The following is a 17,966-nucleotide window of genomic DNA, read 5'->3' as shown; positions in this document are numbered from 1 at the left end:
TCATGGCGCGCGAGATGGCGACCAGGCTGCGGCCCGATGACGTTCGTTCGGTTCCTCACCTGTGGGAGGGCCGGATCGGTGTCCCGATTCCAGAAGACGTTCGCTTGGCTCTGCTCGATGCGCTGATGGTGCCAGGCGAGCGTCGAGCCAAGTTGGCAGAGATGACCCAACGTGAACGAGACAGTGCCTTGAAACGGATCGAGGCGGAAGAGGAGCGTCGCGCGCAGGCGGTCTGGGCTTTGCTCGAACCTGTGCCGCACCTGTGGGCTGGCCTCGCCNGGGACAGCAAGCATGTGAAGATCGTCCAGTCGGTCCTTCTGAAGTATCCGGATGAGCTTTCCGATGAGGTGCTGGTCGCCTGTCTTCCTCGGGTGACCCTCGACGATGTGCGTGCCCGGCTGGACGGTGAGGTGCGGATGTCGGTCGCCGCGAGGCATGTCCGCCGCCGGCCCCGGCTCCGCGTGATAGCGGCGGATGCGATGCGGCAGATCGCAAAAGACGCTGTCGATGAGGGCTGGACGCCGCAGTGCAGGCACCTCGGGCCAGACTGGTCGGGCATCAGGGACCTCGCCACGCTGACGGATGATCCCGTTCTGCTGGCTGCGGCTGCGGCTGCGGTGGCCGCCGCCGAGCCGGCGCGGCCCCCGTCGTCGATCACCCGCTACTACCCCGACGTGCCTGACGAGCACACTCAGCGCAGCGACGCGATCGTGGCGCTGGTAGTCAATCCGGCGACGCCCCGTGTCGATCTTGATTCTCTTCTGTCGACATTGGACGAACAACCGTTGCAGCGGCTGTTGGAACTGGCCGACGAGGACCTCGCGCGGGCATGCCGCGCCCAGCTGGACCGACTCCACGCGCAGACCGCGGCCCGCCGGCCCAGATATATCCCCGTTCCGGGAGACGACGAGTTGGCCGGGAACGCTGACCCGCTGGCGGTACTTCATGATCACGTGCGGTATCTGCGTGGTCCAGCCGCGCAGCGTGACCTCACCTCCGAGGGCTTGCTCCGTAGCCGCTACACCACACCCGAGCTTTTGGAACTCCTTCCCGCCCGTCATGTGCTCGGCTACGCCGATCGGGCCGAACAGATCGCGGCGAGAATCATCGAAGTGTGTGGCGACAAGATCGGCCGATGGGAGGCACTCGCCGTCGCCGCGCAGGCCAACCCGCCACACTCCATGACCTTCAAGGCGTGGCTGGCGCGGCTCGCCGACCCGAGCTGACGGCTCGGCTCGGTGACAGACAACGACGGGACGCCGACAGTCAGCGTCGCCCTACCGGTCAGGGAGGCATTGAGGAGGATGTCGCGTTCCTCGCGGAGCTGTCGGTTCTCCTTCCGGAGACGACTCAACCGTTCTGGCCCGCGTGCTCGGTGTGTCACTGCGCCGGGCCAGCGGGACGACCCGGGCGTCACCGTCATCATGGGCGGGGTCGGCCTGGCCGTCCTGGGGGTCGCGCTCATTGTGCTCGTGCTGCGGATGCTGCTCGCCCAGGCCGTCGCTCGCGATGTCGAGGCGTCGCAGCTGCAGGCCGAGCTGGACGAGGTGATCTGATGCCGATCGCCGTCGACATCGACGTGATGCTGGCCAGGCGGAAGATGTCCGTGGGCGAACTCGCGGACCGTGTGGGGATCACTCCCGCCAACCTGGCGGTCCTCAGGAACGGCCGCGCCAAGGCGGTGCGCTTCGCGACCCTCGCCGCGCTCTGCGAGGTGCTCAACTGCCAGCCGGGCGGCCTGCTGCGCTGGTAGCCCGAGGACTCCGCGGGCGCATGAAGGAATCGCGGATATCGGAAGCCGTGAACCCGGCCATGTGGACGGGTCTGATCGGGAGCGCGGTCATGCCTCCTGCCGCCAGAGCGGTGTGACGTTGGCGTAGGGACAAACCCACGCCCGAACCCACGTCCTGCTCCTCGTCCAGGACCTGCACGTCCGCGTCATCGCCGCCGCCGGCGACTCCTCCGCGAAGTCACCATCGACCCGACCCGCGACTACCAGCCCATCGGCCGACCCCGCGGACCCGCCCCCGAACGCACAACAGCCGAACCCACGAATCGTAGGTTCGGCTGACTCCGATGTCCCGAGACATCGCAATGGTACCCCGGGTGGGATTCGAACCCACACTGTCGGTGGTTTGAGCACCGTCTCTCTGCCGTTGGAGTACCGGGGCCGGCCCGGAGGTCCGCGCCGCGGTATCCGCGGTCGAACCTCTCGTGGACGACTCTAGCCGGGTAGGGTGCGATTCGACCGCCCGACCCGGTCAGATTACGGGGCGGCGGGGCGTAGCCCGCGTCCGCCGCCCGATCGTGACCACGGCGGAACCCAGACAACCGCAGAGCCCGGGAGTTCGACTCGATGAGCCAGCCTTCCTCGACGCCGCGTCGGGTGTTGATCGCTGAGGACGAAGCGTTGATCCGGCTGGACCTTCGGGAGATGCTCCAGGAGGAGGGCTACGAGGTCGTCGGCGAGGCCGGCGACGGCGAGACGGCGGTCGCCCTGGCGGGCAAGCTGCGTCCGGATCTGGTGATCCTCGACGTCAAGATGCCGAAGATGGACGGTATCGACGCGGGAGCGAAGATCGCGAAGGAGCGCATCGCCCCGGTGGTGATCCTCACCGCGTTCAGCCAGCGGGAGCTCGTCGAGCGGGCGCGCGAGGCGGGCGCGATGGCCTACGTGGTCAAGCCGTTCCAGAAGAAGGACCTGCTGCCGACCATCGAGATGGCGATGAGCCGGTTCACCGAGATCGTCAGCCTTGAGGCCGAGGTCGAGGACCTGCAGGGCCGCCTGGAGGCCAGGAAGATCATCGAGCGGGCGAAGGGCGTCCTGCAGACGGAGCACTCGATGACGGAGCCGGACGCGTTCCGCTGGATCCAGCGGACGTCGATGAACCAGCGCCGGACGATGCGCGCGGTCGCCGAGGCCGTGCTGTCAGGTGAGGCGCTGCCGGGCTCGTGACCCGGGACGCGCTCTCCGGGCGGGTCCGCGTCGCGGCGCGAGCCGTGGAGGAGGGCGCGCACCGGTTCCGGGGCTGGGTGCTCCGCTCGGCCCGCACGCCCCGTGGCCGGGGGCTGCTCGCCCTGCTCACGGTGGTGGCCCTCGCGTTCCCGGCGCTGGCCGGGTTCCTGCTGGTGTCCGCGGCGGGTGGCGCGGACGGTGGGGCCGGGCAGCGGGTCGCCACGATCGGCGTGATGGCACCGCTGTCGGGGGCGTCGGCCGATGCCGGGGTGAGCGTGCGCAACGCGGTGACCCTGGCGGTGGAGGAGGCGAACGAGCAGGGCGCCGTCCCCGGCTGGCGGCTGGAGGTCGTGGCGCACGACGACCTGTCCCGGCCGGACGGCGGCGCGGCGGGCGCGGACCTGTTCGCCGGGGACGAGCGGACGCTCGGGGTCGTCGGCCCGGTGAGCTCCAGCGTGGCGATGGTGTCGCTGGAACGGCTCAGCGACGCGGGCGTTCCGGTCATCTCGCCGGCCAACGCGGAGCCGACGCTGACCGAGCGGCCGGACAGTCCCGACGCGCGTCCGTTCCCCACCTATTTTCGGCTGAGCGGTACGGACGCCCAGCTGGCGCGGGCCGCGGCCGACTACGCCGTCCACGCGCTGGGCCGGTCGCGGATCAGTGTCGTCGACGGCGGCCCGGACTACGGCATGATCACGCTCGCCGAGCGGTTCGCCCGCGACGTGCGCGACGAGGGCGCGATCGTCCCCACGGTGCACCGGGTTGACGGCCGGTCGGCCGACGACGAGCAGGTCGAGCGCACGGCGCGGGCGATCCGGGACGAGGCGCCGGACCTGGTCTACCTGGCCACGGGTGCGGCCTTCGCCGGGGAGCTGCGCGCGGAGCTCGCCGACGAGGGTGCGTCTGTGCAGGTGCTCGGCGCGGACGGGCTGCTTGACCACGACTATGTCGAGCGGGCCGGGTCGCTCGCCGACGGCGATGTGATCACCGACCTGTCCGTCCCGTTGTCCCAGCTGTCTTCCGCCGGTGCCTTCGTGGCGGCCTACACGGAGCGGTTCGGCGAGCCGGAGGGCCTCGGCGATCTGCTGCCGGACGGCGGCAGCGGCGGCAGCGGCGAGCCGTCGACCACGGGTGCGGCGTCGACCGAGGCGGTGAACCCGGACGGGGGTGCCACGGAGCGTGACGGCGGGGCCGGTTCCGTCGGTGCCGAGGGCCGCGGCGACGGCACCGCGACGGGCTCGGCCGAGGACGCGGAGCGGGAGCGGGAGATCCAGCGGACGCGCGACGCCCAGCTCGCCGAGCTGCGGGCGGATGCGATCCCGCCGGTGGCGGCCGCCGCCTACGATGCCGCCCGGGCGCTGATCAGGGCTGCCGCGGCCGTGCTGCCAGGGCGGATCGCGGTGAGTGGGGCGGTGCGCGCGGCCGTGGTCCGTGAGGTCGGCGGCGGCGAGTTCGCCGGCGTCACCGGTCAGGTCGCCTTCGACGACCGGGGCGACCTGCGCGGTCCCCGGATCGCTCTGTACTCGGTGGTGGGCGAGCGTTTCGTCCCGTTGCGTAACGAGTCCGCACGCTGACGATCCGGGGTCGGACGTTTCGCGAAGCACTCAAGTGCCACGGGAAGTCGTGACACGCTCACTTTGAGCTTTCATAGCTGGGGAGGAGCGACTAGTTTCCGCTCCGCGGAGCGCGCCCGCGCGCCGGTGGAAGCAGCGGAAGGACGTTGCATGACGGCCACCCCACGGCCCCTTCGAACCACCCCGAGGCGGACTGCGGTGCTGCGTCCGGCCGCCGCCATGGTCGCGGGCCTCGCGCTGGTCGGCGCGGTGCTGGCCGCGTGCGGGAGCGACTCGGACAACGGCGGGAAGAAGGAATACCTCATCGGGTTCCAGGGGCCGCTGTCGGGCGAGAATCAGCAGCTGGGCATCAACGCCTACAACGGTGTGCTGACCGCCGTCGAGCTGGCCAACCAGGACGAATCCCTGCCCTTCACGGTGCGCATCGTCGCCTCCGACGACCAGGGGCTGCCCGAGCAGGGCCCCACCGCCGCCCAGAAACTGATCGACAACCCCGATCTGATGGCCGTCGTCGGTCCGGTGTTCTCCGCGCCGACGAAGTCCAGCGAGCCGCTCTACAGCCAGGCCGGGCTGCTGTCGGTGAGCCCGTCGGCGACCAACCCGACGCTCACCGACCTCGGCTTCAGCAGCTTCTACCGGGTGATCGCCCCGGACACCGTGCANGGCGCCGGCGCCGCCGAGTACCTGGCCAAGGCCGTCAAGGCGAAGCGGGTGTACTCCCTGGACGACCGCAGCGAGTACGGCACGGGCCTGTCGGCCGCCATCGAGCGGGGGCTGGAGCAGGCGAAGGTCCCGTTCACGCATGACGGGATCAACCCGACCAAGGACTACACCTCCCAGGCGACCAAGATCATGGCTGATGGCGCTGACGCCGTCTACTACTCCGGGTACTACGCGGACTTCGCGCTCCTGACCAAGGCGCTGCGGGGCAAGGGGTACGACGGCGTGATCCTCAGCGGGGACGGGTCGAACGACGACCAGTTCATCCGCCAGGCCGGGGCGGCGAACGCCGAAGGCACCCTCATCACCTGCCCCTGCTCGGACGCGAACACCGACCNGGCGGCGGCGAGCTTCGTCTCGGAGTACAAGCGGGTGAACAGCGGGCTGAAGCCGGGCACCTACTCCGGGGAGGCTTTCGACGCCACCAACGCCGTCATCTCCGTCCTGCGCGGTCTCGGCACCGGCGCGCGCCGCGATTCGGTGCTCGCCGCGTTCGGCTCCGTCGACCTGCAGGGCGTCACGAAGCGGATCAAGTTCGAGCGCAACGGCGACGTGATGGGCTCGACCGTCTACGTGTACCAGGTGCGGGACGGTAAGCGGATCATGCTCGGGCCGGTCAGCTCGCTCGTCAAGCCGTGAGCCGGAAGGCCCGGCGCGCAGGAGTTCGGCCCGAGGGAACCGGAGCCCACGGAGTCCGGCCGCGGGGAGTCCGGCCGCGGGGAGCCCGGCCGCGGGGAGTCCGGCGCGAAGGAGTTCGGCGTGGGCTCGGCTGAACAGATCAGTCAGCTCACGATCGACGGGCTCATGATCGGGTCGCTCTACGCGGTGATCGCCCTCGGCTACACGCTGGTCTACGGCGTCCTCCAGCTCATCAACTTCGCGCACAGCGAGGTCTTCATGCTCGGCGCCTTCGGCGGCCTGTTCGCCTGCCGGGCGCTGGTCGGGGAGGGCGGTGCCACCCCGTCCGGGCTGGCCTCGCTCGGGTTGGTGCTGGTCGGGCTCGCCGCCGGCGCGCTCGCCGGCGGGACGTCGGCCTACCTGCTGGAGCGGTGCGCCTACCGGCCGCTGCGCCGGCGCGGTGCCCCGCGGCTGGCCTATCTGATCAGCGCGATCGGGGCCTCGCTGTTCGCCTTCAACCTGGCGGGCAAGGAGTTCGGCCGGCAGAGCGTCCCGGTGCCCGACCTGTTCGCCAACCGGACGGTGGTGACGGTCCTCGGCGCCGAGATCTCCACCCAGTCGCTGGTGATCGCCGCCACGGCGCTGCTGATGCTGCTCGCCGTCGACCACCTGGTCGCCGGGACCCGCCTCGGGCAGTCGATCCGCGCCGTGGCGCAGGACTCCGAGTGCGCCGGGCTGATGGGGGTGGACGTCCAGAAGGTCATCGTCGTGACCTTCGTCCTCGGCGGGCTCCTCGCCGGTGCGGGCGGCTTCCTGTACGCCATGACGTTCAACGCCTCCTACACGATGGGATTCGTCCCNGGGATCAAGGCGTTCACCGCGGCGGTGCTGGGCGGGATCGGCAACGTGCGTGGAGCGGTCGTCGGCGGCCTGCTGCTCGGCCTGGTCGAGAGCTTCGGCGGGTATCTGTTCGACGCCTCTTACAAGAATGTCATCGCGTTCACGGTGCTCGTCGCGGTGCTGCTGGTGCGGCCGTCCGGCCTGCTCGGGACGCGTCTGGGGCGGCCCGCTTGAGTGCCCACCGGATCGAGGGCGCCCGCCGGACCGGGAACGTCCGCCGGCGGGTGAGCTCTCGCTGGAACCGGTTGGCCGGGTCGCGCGGGCCGCGGTGCCTGGGCATCGCCTGCGGGCTGTCCGCGCTGGCGGCGGTGATGACCGGTCCGTCCGGCGACGCCGACCATCCGCTGGCGGGGATCACCGGGTCCTTCGCGCTGCCGCGGGTGCTCATCTTCGCCGCCGGCGCGCTGGGCCTGTGGGTGGTGCTGCTCGGCAGCGACCGGCTGGCCGCCCGCGCGCGAGTGGTCCGGGCGGCCGCCGGCACGCGGCTGCGGGCCGGTTCGGCCTCCGCCTCCGGTTCGATCTCCGCCTCCGGTTCGGCCGCTGGTCCGGTCTCGGCTCCCGCCGCCGGCTCCGGGGTGCTGCCGCGGGCCGTCGAGATGCTTTCCGGACGGCCCGGGGCGCTGCTCGGCCAGACGGGGTTCCTCGTCGCGGCGCTGGTGGTGCCACCGCTGCTGTCGACCGCCGCCCAGCAGGCCCTGGTGAGCGAGATCGGTATCTACGCGCTGCTCGCACTCGGTCTCAACGTGGTGGTCGGGTACGCCGGCCTGCTCGACCTCGGGTACATCGCGTTCTTCGCGATCGGGGCCTACACGACGGCCTACGTGACCTCCGCGGACGCGATGCCCTGGCACGCGCCCTGGCAGGTCAACCNGTTCTTCGCGCTACCNGTCGCGCTGGTGGTGGCGGCTGCCGCCGGCGTCGTCCTCGGCGGCCCGACGCTGCGGCTGCGTGGCGACTACCTGGCGATCGTCACCCTGGGATTCGGGGAGATCGTCCAGCTGCTGGCGAACAACGCCGACGGTGTCACCGGCGGGCCGCGTGGGGTCTTCGGCCTGCCGCCGCTGTCCGTTGACCTGCCGGGGGCCCACTTCGCCTGGGGCCTGGACCCGCTGCCCTACTACTACCTGCTCGTCGCGCTGATCGTGCTGGCGATGGTGGTGTTCGGTCGCTGGGAGCGCTCGCGGACGGGGCGGGCGTGGACGGCGATCCGCCAGGACGAGGTGGCGGCCGAGGCCACCGGGGTGGCCACCACACGCATGAAGCTGCTGGCCTTCGCTGTCGGCGCTTCCGTCTCGGGGTTCGCGGGCGTCGTGCTGGCGACCAAGCAGTTCTTCAATCCGCAGTCCTTCGGGCTACAGGCCTCGTTGCTGGTGCTGACCATCGTGATCTTCGGTGGGATGGGCTCGCGGATCGGGGTGGTGCTCGGCGCGCTGGTCCTGCAGGGGACGGCGTTTCTGCTGCGCGACACCGTGCCGCCCGCCGATCGCTTCATCTACTTCGGGGCCGTCGTGGTCCTGATGATGATCTTCCGGCCTCGTGGGCTGTTGCCGCCACGTGCCCACCGGGCGCGACTTTCCACGGCCGTGCCGCCGACCCGCCCGGACGGCCACGACACGGCGCCCGGGGCAGCCTCGCCCGCGGGAGCAGCGCCGGCCGGGACAGCGCCTGGCGGAACCTCCCCCGTACCGGGGCCGGAGCCGGTGTCATGAGCGCCCTCTCCGGTGCTGAGCTCATCCCCGGCCCGCGACCGCCGGGCGCGGACGACCCGATTCTCGACGTGCGTGAGGTGACCCTGCGCTTCGGTGGGCTCACCAGCCTGGACGCGGTGTCGTTGCGGCAGGAGCGGGGGAGCGTGCTCGCGGTGATCGGCCCGAACGGTGCCGGCAAGACGTCGCTGTTCAACTGCCTCACCGGCGCCTACCGGCCGCAGCGGGGCAGTGCCCGCTTCCGCCCGGGCGACACCGGTGTCGAGCTCGTGGGCCGTTCCCCGCATCGGGTCGCCCGGCTCGGGATCGCCCGGACGTTCCAGAACATCCGTCTCTTCCCGGATATGTCCGCGCTGGAGAACGTGCAGGTCGGCGTCGAGATGCGGGCCCGGGCGGGCGCGCTGCGCGGGCTCGTCCCGACCCGGGCCGTGCGCCGGGAGGAACGCGAGGTCGTCGACCGCTGCCACCACCTGCTGGATTTCGTCGGGCTTCGGGAGCGGGCCGGCTGGCCGGCGGGGAGCCTGCCCTACGGGGAGCAGCGGCGGCTGGAGATCGCCCGGGCGCTGGGCACGCGGCCGTCCCTGCTGCTGCTGGACGAGCCCGCCGCCGGGGCCACCGCCGCCGAGCGGCGGGATCTCGTGGCGCTCATCCGGGCCATCGCCGCGCAGGGTGTCTCGGTGTTGCTCATCGAGCACGACATCCGGCTGGTCGCCGCGGTGGCCCGTTCGATCGTCGTGCTGAACTTCGGGCGGGTCATCGCCACCGGGCCTCCGGACCAGGTCCGGTCCGACCCCGCGGTCATCGAGGCATACCTCGGCGACACCGACGACGCACGGGGCGACACCGAGGACGAACGGAGTGGGTCGTGAGCCCGCCGGCCGGTCCGCTGCTGGAGGTTCGGGACGCCGAGGTGGCGTACGGGGCGGTCACCGCCGTCCGCGGCATCTCACTGCGGGTCGACGCCGGCGAGGTGGTGGCGCTGCTGGGCGCGAACGGAGCCGGGAAGACCACCACCCTGCGGATGATCTCCGGACTGCTGGCGCCCGTCCGCGGGTCGGTGTGGTTCGGCGGTGTCCGCCTCGCGGGCGCGCAGCCGGCGCCCGCCGAGCCGGAGAGGCCGGAGAGGCCGGAGGAGTCCGAGAAGTTCGAGAAGTCCGACAAGTCGGGGAAATCGGCGAGTCTGCGGGCTCCGCGGAGGTCGGGGGAGCGGCCGGGCCAGCTGGGCGAGGCGCCGGGGTTGGCCGTACACCAGATCGCGGCACTCGGCATCAGCCATGTGCCGGAGGGCCGGCGGATCTTCCCGGCGATGACGGNCGCGGAGAACCTCGCGATGGGAGCGTTCCTCGACCGTGGACGCGGGCGTGGCGGCGGGCGTGGCGGCGGGCGAGGGCGCCATGGGCCTGGGCGTGCGCGCGGCGGGGCCCGCCGGGAGCTGGAGCGGGTGCACGAGCTCTTCCCCCGTCTCGCGGAGCGTTCCGGGCAGCCCGCGGGGACCCTGTCGGGCGGGGAGCAGCAGATGCTGGCGATCGGGCGGGCGCTCATGGCGCGGCCCCGCCTCATCCTGCTGGACGAGCCGTCCCTCGGCCTGGCACCGAAGCTGGTGGCGACGATCTTCGCCGTGATCAGGGAGATCAACGCCGACGGGGCGACCGTTCTGCTGGTCGAGCAGAACGCGGCCGCCGCGCTGCGGATAGCCCATCGGGGCTATGTGCTCGACACCGGCCGGATCGTCCTGGAGGGCACGGCCGACGATCTCGCGCGCGACGCCCGGGTGCGGGACGCCTACCTGGGCGGGGCCCACGACGCCGATCCGGTCGCTTCCTAGCGGCTGCCCGGCGGCGGCTCCGGGGACGGACGTTTGCCGGGGAGCGGCCCGTCAGGAGCGCCGGCCGGACGGCATCGCCAGTTGAACGGCATCGCCAGCTGAACGGTGTCGCCGGCCGAGCGGTGCCGCCGGCCGGCTCTTGGCGGATGCCCGGGATGGTCTTTGGTGCCGTCCGAACCTTCCCCGTGCCCGGCGTTTTCTACTCGGCCGCCCCGGGCGTCCACCTGGGACGAAGGTAGCAGGACGCCCGGGCGCGTGGTTCGGCGGTTATGTGCCGAGGTGGCCTGGGTGTTCTACGCGGGGGCCGGGCCGCCCTGGGTGCGCCCGCCCTGGGTGCGCCCGCCCGGGGTCTGCCCGCCCGCCGGCGGGCGGTCGCGCAGCATGCAGGTCAGCCGGCAGGTGCACACCGGCCGGCCGGCCTCGTCAGTGATCCGGATGTCGTAGGTGGCCAGCGTCGATCCCGCGTGGACCTGCGTCGCGACCGCGGTGACGATCCCGTCGGTGGCCGCGCGGTGATGCGTGGCGCTGATCTCGATGCCGACGGCGGCGCGGTCGGGCTGCGCCGCCAGCATCGAGGCGTACGAGCCCACCGTCTCCGCGAGCACCACCGACGCGCCGCCGTGCAGCAGGCCGTACGGCTGGCGGTTGCCGGCGACCGGCATGGTGGCGACCACGCGGTGCGCGCTGGCCTCCGTGAGCATGATTCCCATGCGTTCGGCGAGTTCGCCGCGGTGGGCGTTGAGCTCGGCGAGCAGCGCGTCCGGATCCGTCACCGAAGGGGGCACGACCAGAACACTAGTACGGTGGCCGGCGACATCGGACCTGTCGTACCGACGTCCTAGACTCGCCGCGTGCCTGCGACTACTTCGTCCCCCTCCGGCGGTTCCTCGGCTCCCGCTGCGGACCGTCCCCGCCTGCTGCTGCTGGACGGGCACTCGCTGGCCTACCGGGCCTTCTACGCGCTGCCGGTGGAGAACTTCTCGACCACGACCGGTCAGCCGACGAACGCCGTCTACGGCTTCACCTCGATGCTGATCAACGCGCTGCGCGACGAGAAGCCCACCCATGTCGCGGTCGCGTGGGACCTGCCGACGCCGACGTTCCGGCACACCCAGTACGCGGAGTACAAGGCCGGCCGGGCCGAGACCCCGGCGGACTTCGCCGGGCAGGTCGCGCTGATCCACCAGGTCTGCGAGGCGCTGGCGGTGCCCGGAGTGAGCGCGCCCGGCTACGAGGCCGACGACGTGATCGCCACCCTCGCCACCCAGGCCGCCCGCGAGGGGATGGACGTCCTGGTCGTGACCGGCGACCGGGACGCGCTGCAGCTGGTCGACGAACGGGTGACGGTGCTGATGACCCGCAAGGGCATCAGCGACATGACCCGCTTCACCCCCGACGAGGTGCAGGCGAAGTACGGCCTGTCGCCGGTGCAGTACCCCGACTTCGCCGCGCTGCGCGGGGACCCGTCCGACAACCTGCCCTCGGTGCCGGGAGTGGGGGAGAAGACCGCGACCAAGTGGATCCAGCAGTTCGGCTCGCTGGCCGACCTGGTGGACCGGGCCGACGAGATCGGCGGCAAGACCGGTGCCTCGCTGCGCGCGCACCTGGCCAACGTCATCCGCAACCGCTCGCTGACCGAGCTCGCCCGTGAGGTGCCGCTGGAGGTGTCGCCGGCCGAGCTGCGCCTGCACCCGTGGGACCGCGAGGCCGTCCACCAGCTTTTCGACACGCTCCAGTTCCGGGTGCTGCGGGAGCGGCTGTACGCCGCGCTGGCGGTCGCGCCGCCGGCCGCCGACGAGGGCTTCGAGATCGACCTCGCGATGCTCGGCCCGGACGAGGTCGCCTCCTGGCTGGCCGAGCATGCCGCCGGCGCCGGGCGGACGGGCCTGCATCTGCGCGGCACCTGGGGGCGCGGTACCGGAGTGCTCGTGTCGCTGTCGTTGGCGGCCGCCGACGGCGCGGCGGCCTGGATCGACCCGGCCAAGCTCACCGCCGGCGACTCGTCCGCCCTGGGCGCCTGGCTCGCGGACCCGGACCGCGCGAAGGCGGGCCATGATCTCAAGGGTCCGATGCTGGCGCTGGCGGAGGCCGGGTTCACGCTCGCCGGGGTGACCAGCGACACCGCGCTCGCGGCCTACCTGGCGCTGCCCGGCCAGCGCTCCTTCGACCTCGGTGACCTGACGCTGCGCTACCTGAACCGGGAGCTGAAGGCGGAGACCGCCGCGGGTGGCCAGCTCACCCTCGACGGTTCCGGTGAGGCCGACGAGGCCGAGGCCGACGCCATCCGCGCCCGCGCGGCGCTCGAACTGGCCGAGGCGCTCGACGCCGACCTGGAGCGCAGGTCCGCGGCCCGCCTGCTGCGGGAGATGGAGCTGCCCCTGGTGGAGGTGCTGGCCCGGATGGAGCGCGCCGGCATCGCGGCCGACGAGGATCACCTGCTGGAGCTGCAGAAGCACTACAGCGCCGAGGTCCAGGACGTCGCGGCCCAGGCGCACGGCATCGTCGGGCGTTCGTTCAACCTGGGCTCGCCCAAGCAGCTCCAGCAGATCCTCTTCGACGAGCTGGCCCTGCCCAAGACCAAGCGGATCAAGACGGGCTACACCACCGACGCGGATGCGCTGGCCTGGCTGGCGACGCAGTCCGACCACCCGCTGATCCCGGTGCTGCTGCACCATCGGGACGTCGCCCGGCTGAAGACGGTGGTCGACTCGCTCATCCCGATGATCGACGATGCCGGGCGCATCCACACGACCTTCAACCAGATGATCGCCGCCACCGGCCGGCTGTCCTCCACCGACCCGAACCTGCAGAACATCCCCATCCGCACCCCGCAGGGCCGGCAGATCCGGCAGGCGTTCGTCGTCGGAGCGGGTTTCGAGACGCTGCTGACCGCGGACTACTCGCAGATCGAGATGCGGCTGATGGCGCACCTGTCCGGCGACGCCGGGCTCATCGAGGCGTTCGCCTCGGGGGAGGACCTGCACACCTTCGTCGCCGCCCAGGCGTTCGGGCTGCCGGTGTCGGAGGTCGACCCCGAGCTGCGCCGGCGGATCAAGGCGATGTCCTACGGGCTGGCCTACGGGCTGTCCGCCTTCGGCCTGGCCGGCCAGCTCGGCATCGCCCCGGACGAGGCCCGCGAGCACATGGACGCCTACTTCGCCCGGTTCGGGGGCGTCCGGGACTTCCTGCGCGGCGTGGTCGACCAGGCCAGGCGGGACGGCTACACCGAGACCATCATGGGCCGCCGTCGCTATCTGCCCGATCTGACGAGTGACAACACCCAGCGCCGGCAGATGGCCGAGCGGATGGCGCTGAACGCCCCGATCCAGGGCTCGGCCGCGGACATCATCAAGATCGCGATGCTGGGTGTGGACCGCGCCCTGCGTTCGCGTGACCTGCGCTCCCGCCTGCTGCTCCAGGTCCACGACGAGCTCGTCCTGGAGGTCGCGCCCGGTGAGCGGGCGGAGGTCGAGGCGCTGGTGCGCGCCGAGATGGCCGCGGCCTACCAGATGTCCGTCCCGCTGGAGGTCAGCGTCGGCGCCGGGCGGACCTGGGACGAGGCGGGCCACTGAAAGTTCCGGCGAATCCTTCCCCCATATCCGCCTTTCCGGGGACGAGTCGGGGCGTGCGGCGACGGATTGCGCAGACCAGGGGCGTGTCACCTACTCCGGTCGCGGGAATTCTCCGGCTGTCCATGCCCACGGCGCCGCCTGCGCGGCCCGGCATCGGCGGTGCGCTGGAAGGCGCCCGGCGGGGGCGGACCTAGTCCGTCGTGGACCTGCGGTCCGCCAGGGCGGGGGGAGGGAACTGAGCCGTGTCCAGCGGTCCCATCGTCGTCGACCGCCGCCGCCTGCTCACGGTTCTGGTCGCCGGGATCGCGGGATTCTTCCTGCTCATCGCCGTGATTCCGGCCTCGCCGGGCTATCTGCGGCTCGGATCGTGGGCTGGGCTCGGCATCGCGCTGGCGAACATCGCCATGCTCCGTCCGCTCATCACCCACGAGGATCCGAGGTCGTGGCTTCCGCTGATCTCCGCGGCGTCCATGGCGGTCGGGCTCTGTCTGACGGCGGCGGACGCGATACCCGGCAGCGGGGGCGAGCTGTTCCTCCTCTGGTTCCCGTGGCTCGCGACCTACTCCGCGGTGCTCCGGCTCGGCCGCACCGTGGCCCTGGCCTGCTGGCTCGTGCTCATGACGTCCCTCGCGGCCTGGGCCAACAGCGACCTGACCAGATCGCCGGCGCTGCTGCTGATGGCGCTGCTCAGTTCGGTGGGCGGCTGCGTGGTGGTGTCCGGCCTGTTCCAGTGGCGCCATCGGCAGGCCCTCGCTGATCCGCTGACCTCGCTCGTCGCGCGCAGCGGCCTGTCCCTCATCGCCGACCCGGTCATCGCCCGGGCCCGGGATCGGGGCCGGGACGTCGTCTTCCTGCTGATCGACATCAACCGGTTCCGTGAGGTCAACGACGCGCTCGGGCACGAAGGCGGGGACGAGCTGCTGCGCCAGTTCGCCCGCGCGCTGTCCGCGGTGACGCCGCACCCGTCGTTTGTCGGCCGGCTGGGCAGCGACGAGTTCGCGCTGGTCATCGAGTGCCCGCCGGAGGGCGCGCAAGCAGGCGCCGCCGCGGGTGAACCCGGTGAACCCGGTGAACCCGGTGAACCCGGAAACCCCGGAGAAGGCGACTCGCAGCCGCCGAGTCGGGACCGCCTCCTGCGGGACCTCGGTAGCTCGGTGCTGGGCCAGCTCGAAGGCCCGTTCGAGGTCCACGGCATCAAAGTCGGTATCGAGGCGAGCGCTGGGCTGGCGGTCTCGCCGCGGGACGGTGAGACAACCGCCGCGCTGCTCCCGTGCGCCGACGTGGCGTTGAGCCGGGCGAAGCGCCAGGGCGAGCGGGTCGGGCTGTGGGACGTGGGCATCGCCGGTGTGCGCGCCTGGGAGATCTCCCTGTACGCGGAGCTGCGCACGGCGATCGCCAGGGACGAGCTCATCGTCTTCTACCAGCCGCTGCAGGCCGCGGCGACCGGGCAGATCGTGGGGGCCGAGGCCCTCGTGCGGTGGCGTCACCCGACCCGCGGCCTGCTTCCGCCCGGTGCCTTCCTGCCCATCGCCGAGCGCTCGGCGCTGATCGGTGACATGACCCGCTGGGTGCTGAACGAGGCGTTGCGCCAGTGCGCCGCCTGGTGCGAGCAGGGACTGTACGTGCCGGTGTCGGTCAACCTCTCCGCCCGCATGCTCGTCCGGGACGACCTGCCCGACCTGGTCACCTCGACGCTTGCCCGGCACGGCCTGCCGCCCGACCTGCTGACCCTGGAGATGACGGAGAGCGCGCTGGTGACCCAGCCCGGCCGGGCGGCGGCGATGATGCGGGAGCTGCGCAGCAAGGGGGTGAAGCTGTCGCTGGACGACTTCGGCACCGGCTACAGCTCGATGGAGATCCTCAAGGCCCTCCCGTTCGACGAGGTCAAGATCGACCGGGGTTTCGTCGCGGATGTCCGGGGCAGCCTGCAGGACGCCGCGATCGTCCGTTCGGTGCTCGACCTGGGGCACCGGCTGGGCCTGCGGGTGGTCGGTGAGGGCGTCGAGGACGAGCGGACCCTGCGCATGATGACGGAGCTCGGCTGCGACATCCTGCAGGGCGAAGTGATCTCGCGGCCGCGCGCACCTGATCATCTGAGTGACCTGCTCGCGGCCAAGGCGACGAAAATGGACGAAAGGAGCGCCCGGCCGGTGCCCGTGCGGGGAGGTGCGGCCCTGGCGGATGCCGCGCCGGCGGACCCCCCGCCGGGGGGCGCGGTGACTGGAGGCGCGGTGCCGGCAGGCGTGGCGAACGGCGGTCCCGGGACCGCCGCCGGAGCCGGGGCCGGGGCCGGGGCATCTGCCGGGGCCGGCGAGGCCGGGAGCGGGGCCGGCGAGGCCGGGAGCGGCGTGGCGGCGGAGTCCGGCGGGGCGGCGGCGGCCGAGGGCACGGGCGAGGTCGCTGGTTCGGATGTCCCCTTCACCGCGGCGCAGACGAAGCGGTACGGCATCCCCGCGCCGCTCGCCGGGCAGGATGCCGCGCGGATGGCGGCTGTCCGTCGCTACGAGATCGCGTTTCAGCCGCACACCTACCGCCTGAACGACGTCGCGGCTCTCGCGGGCACGCTGACCGGCTGTGACGTGGCCTCGGTGGTCCTCGTCGGCGCCCGCTCGGAGGTCTACCTCGGCCGCTTCGGCCATGAGATGCAGGATGTGCCGGCCAGGGTCGGCATCGCGTCACACGCTGTTGCTGCCGGGGAGCTGCTGGAGGTTCCCGACGCCACCCTTGACACCCGGTTCGCGCACGGGACCCGGGCCTATCGCCATCGGTCCGTGCGGTTCATCGCCGGGGTGCCGCTGCGCACGATCGACGGTCACTCCATCGGCGCGATCACGATCAGTGACCGCATCCCGAGACGGCTCAGTCCGGGGCAGCGAGAAGCCCTGGAGAGCCTGGCCCGGCATGCCATGATCATGATGGACACCCGGCGGGAGTGCGTCCTGCTGGAGGTCGTGACAGACACCACCCACGCGCTCGACCAGCTCGGCGACCGGGGTGACGTGCCCGCGGCGGCGTCCCTGCTCGCCGACACCGCGCGGCACCTTGCCGGTGCGGATGTCGCGACGGTCCTGGTGGCGGACGGGCCCGGATCCGCCGGGTTCACCGCCGTCGAGTCGTCCGCCGCGCCCGGGCACAAGCCGGTCATCCCCCGGGGTCAGCGGTTCCTCCGGGACGAGGCGACCTCGGTGGGGGAGGCACTGCGAACGCGCCGGCCGCTGTTCGTCGCCGACGCGCCCTCCTACTCCGGTTTCCACTCCGACCTCGTCCGCACCCTTCCGGTGGCCTCGGCGTTCATCCTTCCCCTGCCGGGCTCCGGCGGGGTGGTCGGTGTTGTCTGCCTGCGCTGGTCGAAGCCCCTCCTAGCCATCGATCCAGCACTGGAAAAGATCTTCTCCCTGCTGGCGGGCCAAGCCGGGCACGGGCTCGGGCGCATGCTGACCGCTCGGGCCCGGGAGCGTGCGTCGGAGACGGACACCATGACCGGTCTGGCCAACCGATCGGCCTTCCTGACCGCACTCGGGGAGCTGCCGGTCGGCACGGCCGTCTGCCTCTTCGAGCTGCCCGGGGAAGGCGCCTACGGTGTCGCCGCTGCCAACGGTGGTGCCGGTGTCGCCGCTGCTGACAACGGTGTGCCTGGTGCCGCCGGTGCCGCAGGCGGTTCCGGTGCGGGCGGTGCTGCCGGCGGCACCGGACCAGCCGGTGACAACGGTGCTGGCAGGGTCGCAAACGGTGCTGGCAGGGGTCCGGCAGGGGCCGGCTACTGCCCGGACCAGCGGCTGGCCCGCTTCATCCGCGACCTGCGGACCGTTGCCGGTGACCCGCGTTATCTCGCCCGCTGGTCGGAGCGGCAGTTCGCGCTGGCCGTCCCGACCGGCGGCCGGGAGCGGGCCGAGACGGCCGTCGACGAGCTCCGCCGCTGCTGGGGGCGGGAGTCCACCGCGCCGTTCGCCGTCGGGATCGGCGTGACGGGAAGCCATGAGCCGCTGACCAGCGCGCTCATCGACGCGGAGAACCAGCTACTGGCGATGGTCGCGGCCCGTGAGGCCGGGACGAGACGCTTCCCGATGCGCTCGGTGGTCTGAGGGCCGCCTCCGC

General features: G+C 72.1%; 9 protein-coding genes, 1 tRNA gene and 8 pseudogenes. 16 read left to right on the top strand and 2 right to left on the bottom strand.

Annotated elements, in window-relative coordinates:
• Positions 1–1,379: 1,379 nt before the first annotated feature.
• Positions 1,380–1,556, top strand: a pseudogene (locus UG55_RS28180) (DUF2975 domain-containing protein); the annotation flags it as partial.
• Positions 1,556–1,753: a helix-turn-helix transcriptional regulator gene (locus UG55_RS03930; RefSeq protein WP_066062983.1), complete on the top strand. Its 198-nt coding sequence runs from the start codon at positions 1,556–1,558 to the stop codon at positions 1,751–1,753. The pseudogene UG55_RS28180 and the gene UG55_RS03930, both read left to right, overlap by 1 nt.
• Positions 1,754–2,095: 342 nt before the next feature.
• Here the strand turns inward: UG55_RS03930 and UG55_RS03925 are convergent.
• Positions 2,096–2,171 (bottom strand) — tRNA-Leu (locus UG55_RS03925).
• Positions 2,172–2,356: 185 nt separating this feature from the next.
• Here UG55_RS03925 and UG55_RS03920 point away from each other — a divergent pair.
• The 12 genes and pseudogenes from UG55_RS03920 to UG55_RS32185 form a co-directional block, all read left to right on the top strand.
• A complete protein-coding gene (locus UG55_RS03920) occupies positions 2,357–2,956 on the top strand; it encodes an ANTAR domain-containing response regulator (protein ID WP_066062981.1) in 600 nt (199 codons plus the stop codon).
• Positions 2,953–4,530, top strand: a complete 1,578-nt coding sequence (locus UG55_RS03915; RefSeq protein ID WP_083986381.1) for a branched-chain amino acid ABC transporter substrate-binding protein — start codon at positions 2,953–2,955, stop codon at positions 4,528–4,530. The genes UG55_RS03920 and UG55_RS03915 overlap by 4 nt, the downstream gene beginning before the upstream one ends.
• A gap of 219 nt (positions 4,531–4,749) precedes the next feature.
• Positions 4,750–5,192 (top strand): annotated as a pseudogene (locus tag UG55_RS32225) (ABC transporter substrate-binding protein); the annotation flags it as partial.
• A 1-nt stretch (position 5,193) separates the two neighbouring features.
• Positions 5,194–5,587 (top strand): annotated as a pseudogene (locus UG55_RS32220) (ABC transporter substrate-binding protein); the annotation flags it as partial.
• A gap of 1 nt (position 5,588) precedes the next feature.
• A pseudogene (locus UG55_RS32215) lies at positions 5,589–5,889 on the top strand (branched-chain amino acid ABC transporter substrate-binding protein); the annotation flags it as partial.
• A gap of 120 nt (positions 5,890–6,009) precedes the next feature.
• A pseudogene (locus tag UG55_RS03905) lies at positions 6,010–6,728 on the top strand (branched-chain amino acid ABC transporter permease); the annotation flags it as partial.
• A gap of 1 nt (position 6,729) precedes the next feature.
• A pseudogene (locus UG55_RS32210) lies at positions 6,730–6,942 on the top strand (branched-chain amino acid ABC transporter permease); the annotation flags it as partial.
• A 137-nt stretch (positions 6,943–7,079) separates the two neighbouring features.
• Positions 7,080–7,638, top strand: a pseudogene (locus UG55_RS32205) (branched-chain amino acid ABC transporter permease); the annotation flags it as partial.
• A 17-nt stretch (positions 7,639–7,655) separates the two neighbouring features.
• Positions 7,656–8,477: branched-chain amino acid ABC transporter permease (locus UG55_RS32195; protein WP_242423703.1), on the top strand; the 822-nt coding region annotated here is incomplete at its 5' end.
• On the top strand, positions 8,474–9,343 hold the full coding sequence (locus UG55_RS03895) for an ABC transporter ATP-binding protein (protein WP_066062973.1): 870 nt from the start codon (positions 8,474–8,476) through the stop codon (positions 9,341–9,343). The genes UG55_RS32195 and UG55_RS03895, both read left to right, overlap by 4 nt.
• A 41-nt stretch (positions 9,344–9,384) precedes the next feature.
• A pseudogene (locus tag UG55_RS32190) lies at positions 9,385–9,787 on the top strand (ATP-binding cassette domain-containing protein); the annotation flags it as partial.
• A 1-nt stretch (position 9,788) separates the two neighbouring features.
• Positions 9,789–10,299 (top strand): ABC transporter ATP-binding protein (locus UG55_RS32185; RefSeq protein ID WP_242423702.1); only part of this gene is annotated, 511 nt, incomplete at its 5' end.
• Positions 10,300–10,592: 293 nt separating this feature from the next.
• Here UG55_RS32185 and UG55_RS03885 read toward each other — a convergent pair.
• The gene (locus tag UG55_RS03885) at positions 10,593–11,084 is read right to left on the bottom strand and encodes a PaaI family thioesterase (RefSeq protein WP_066062968.1); all 492 of its coding nucleotides are present in this window, start codon (positions 11,082–11,084) and stop codon (positions 10,593–10,595) included.
• Positions 11,085–11,150: 66 nt separating this feature from the next.
• Between UG55_RS03885 and polA the strand changes: the two genes are divergently transcribed.
• Positions 11,151–13,871: a DNA polymerase I gene (gene polA, locus UG55_RS03880; RefSeq protein WP_066062967.1), complete on the top strand. Its 2,721-nt coding sequence runs from the start codon at positions 11,151–11,153 to the stop codon at positions 13,869–13,871.
• Between the two features lie 242 nt (positions 13,872–14,113).
• Positions 14,114–17,953: an EAL domain-containing protein gene (locus UG55_RS26845; RefSeq protein ID WP_083986380.1), complete on the top strand. Its 3,840-nt coding sequence runs from the start codon at positions 14,114–14,116 to the stop codon at positions 17,951–17,953.
• Positions 17,954–17,966 lie beyond the last annotated feature (13 nt).

It is taken from the genome of Frankia sp. EI5c (genome assembly GCF_001636565.1).
Taxonomy (GTDB): domain Bacteria; phylum Actinomycetota; class Actinomycetes; order Frankiales; family Frankiaceae; genus Parafrankia.
Note: the sequence above shows the minus strand (reverse complement) of the source record. Positions and strands in the feature narration are given on the sequence as shown.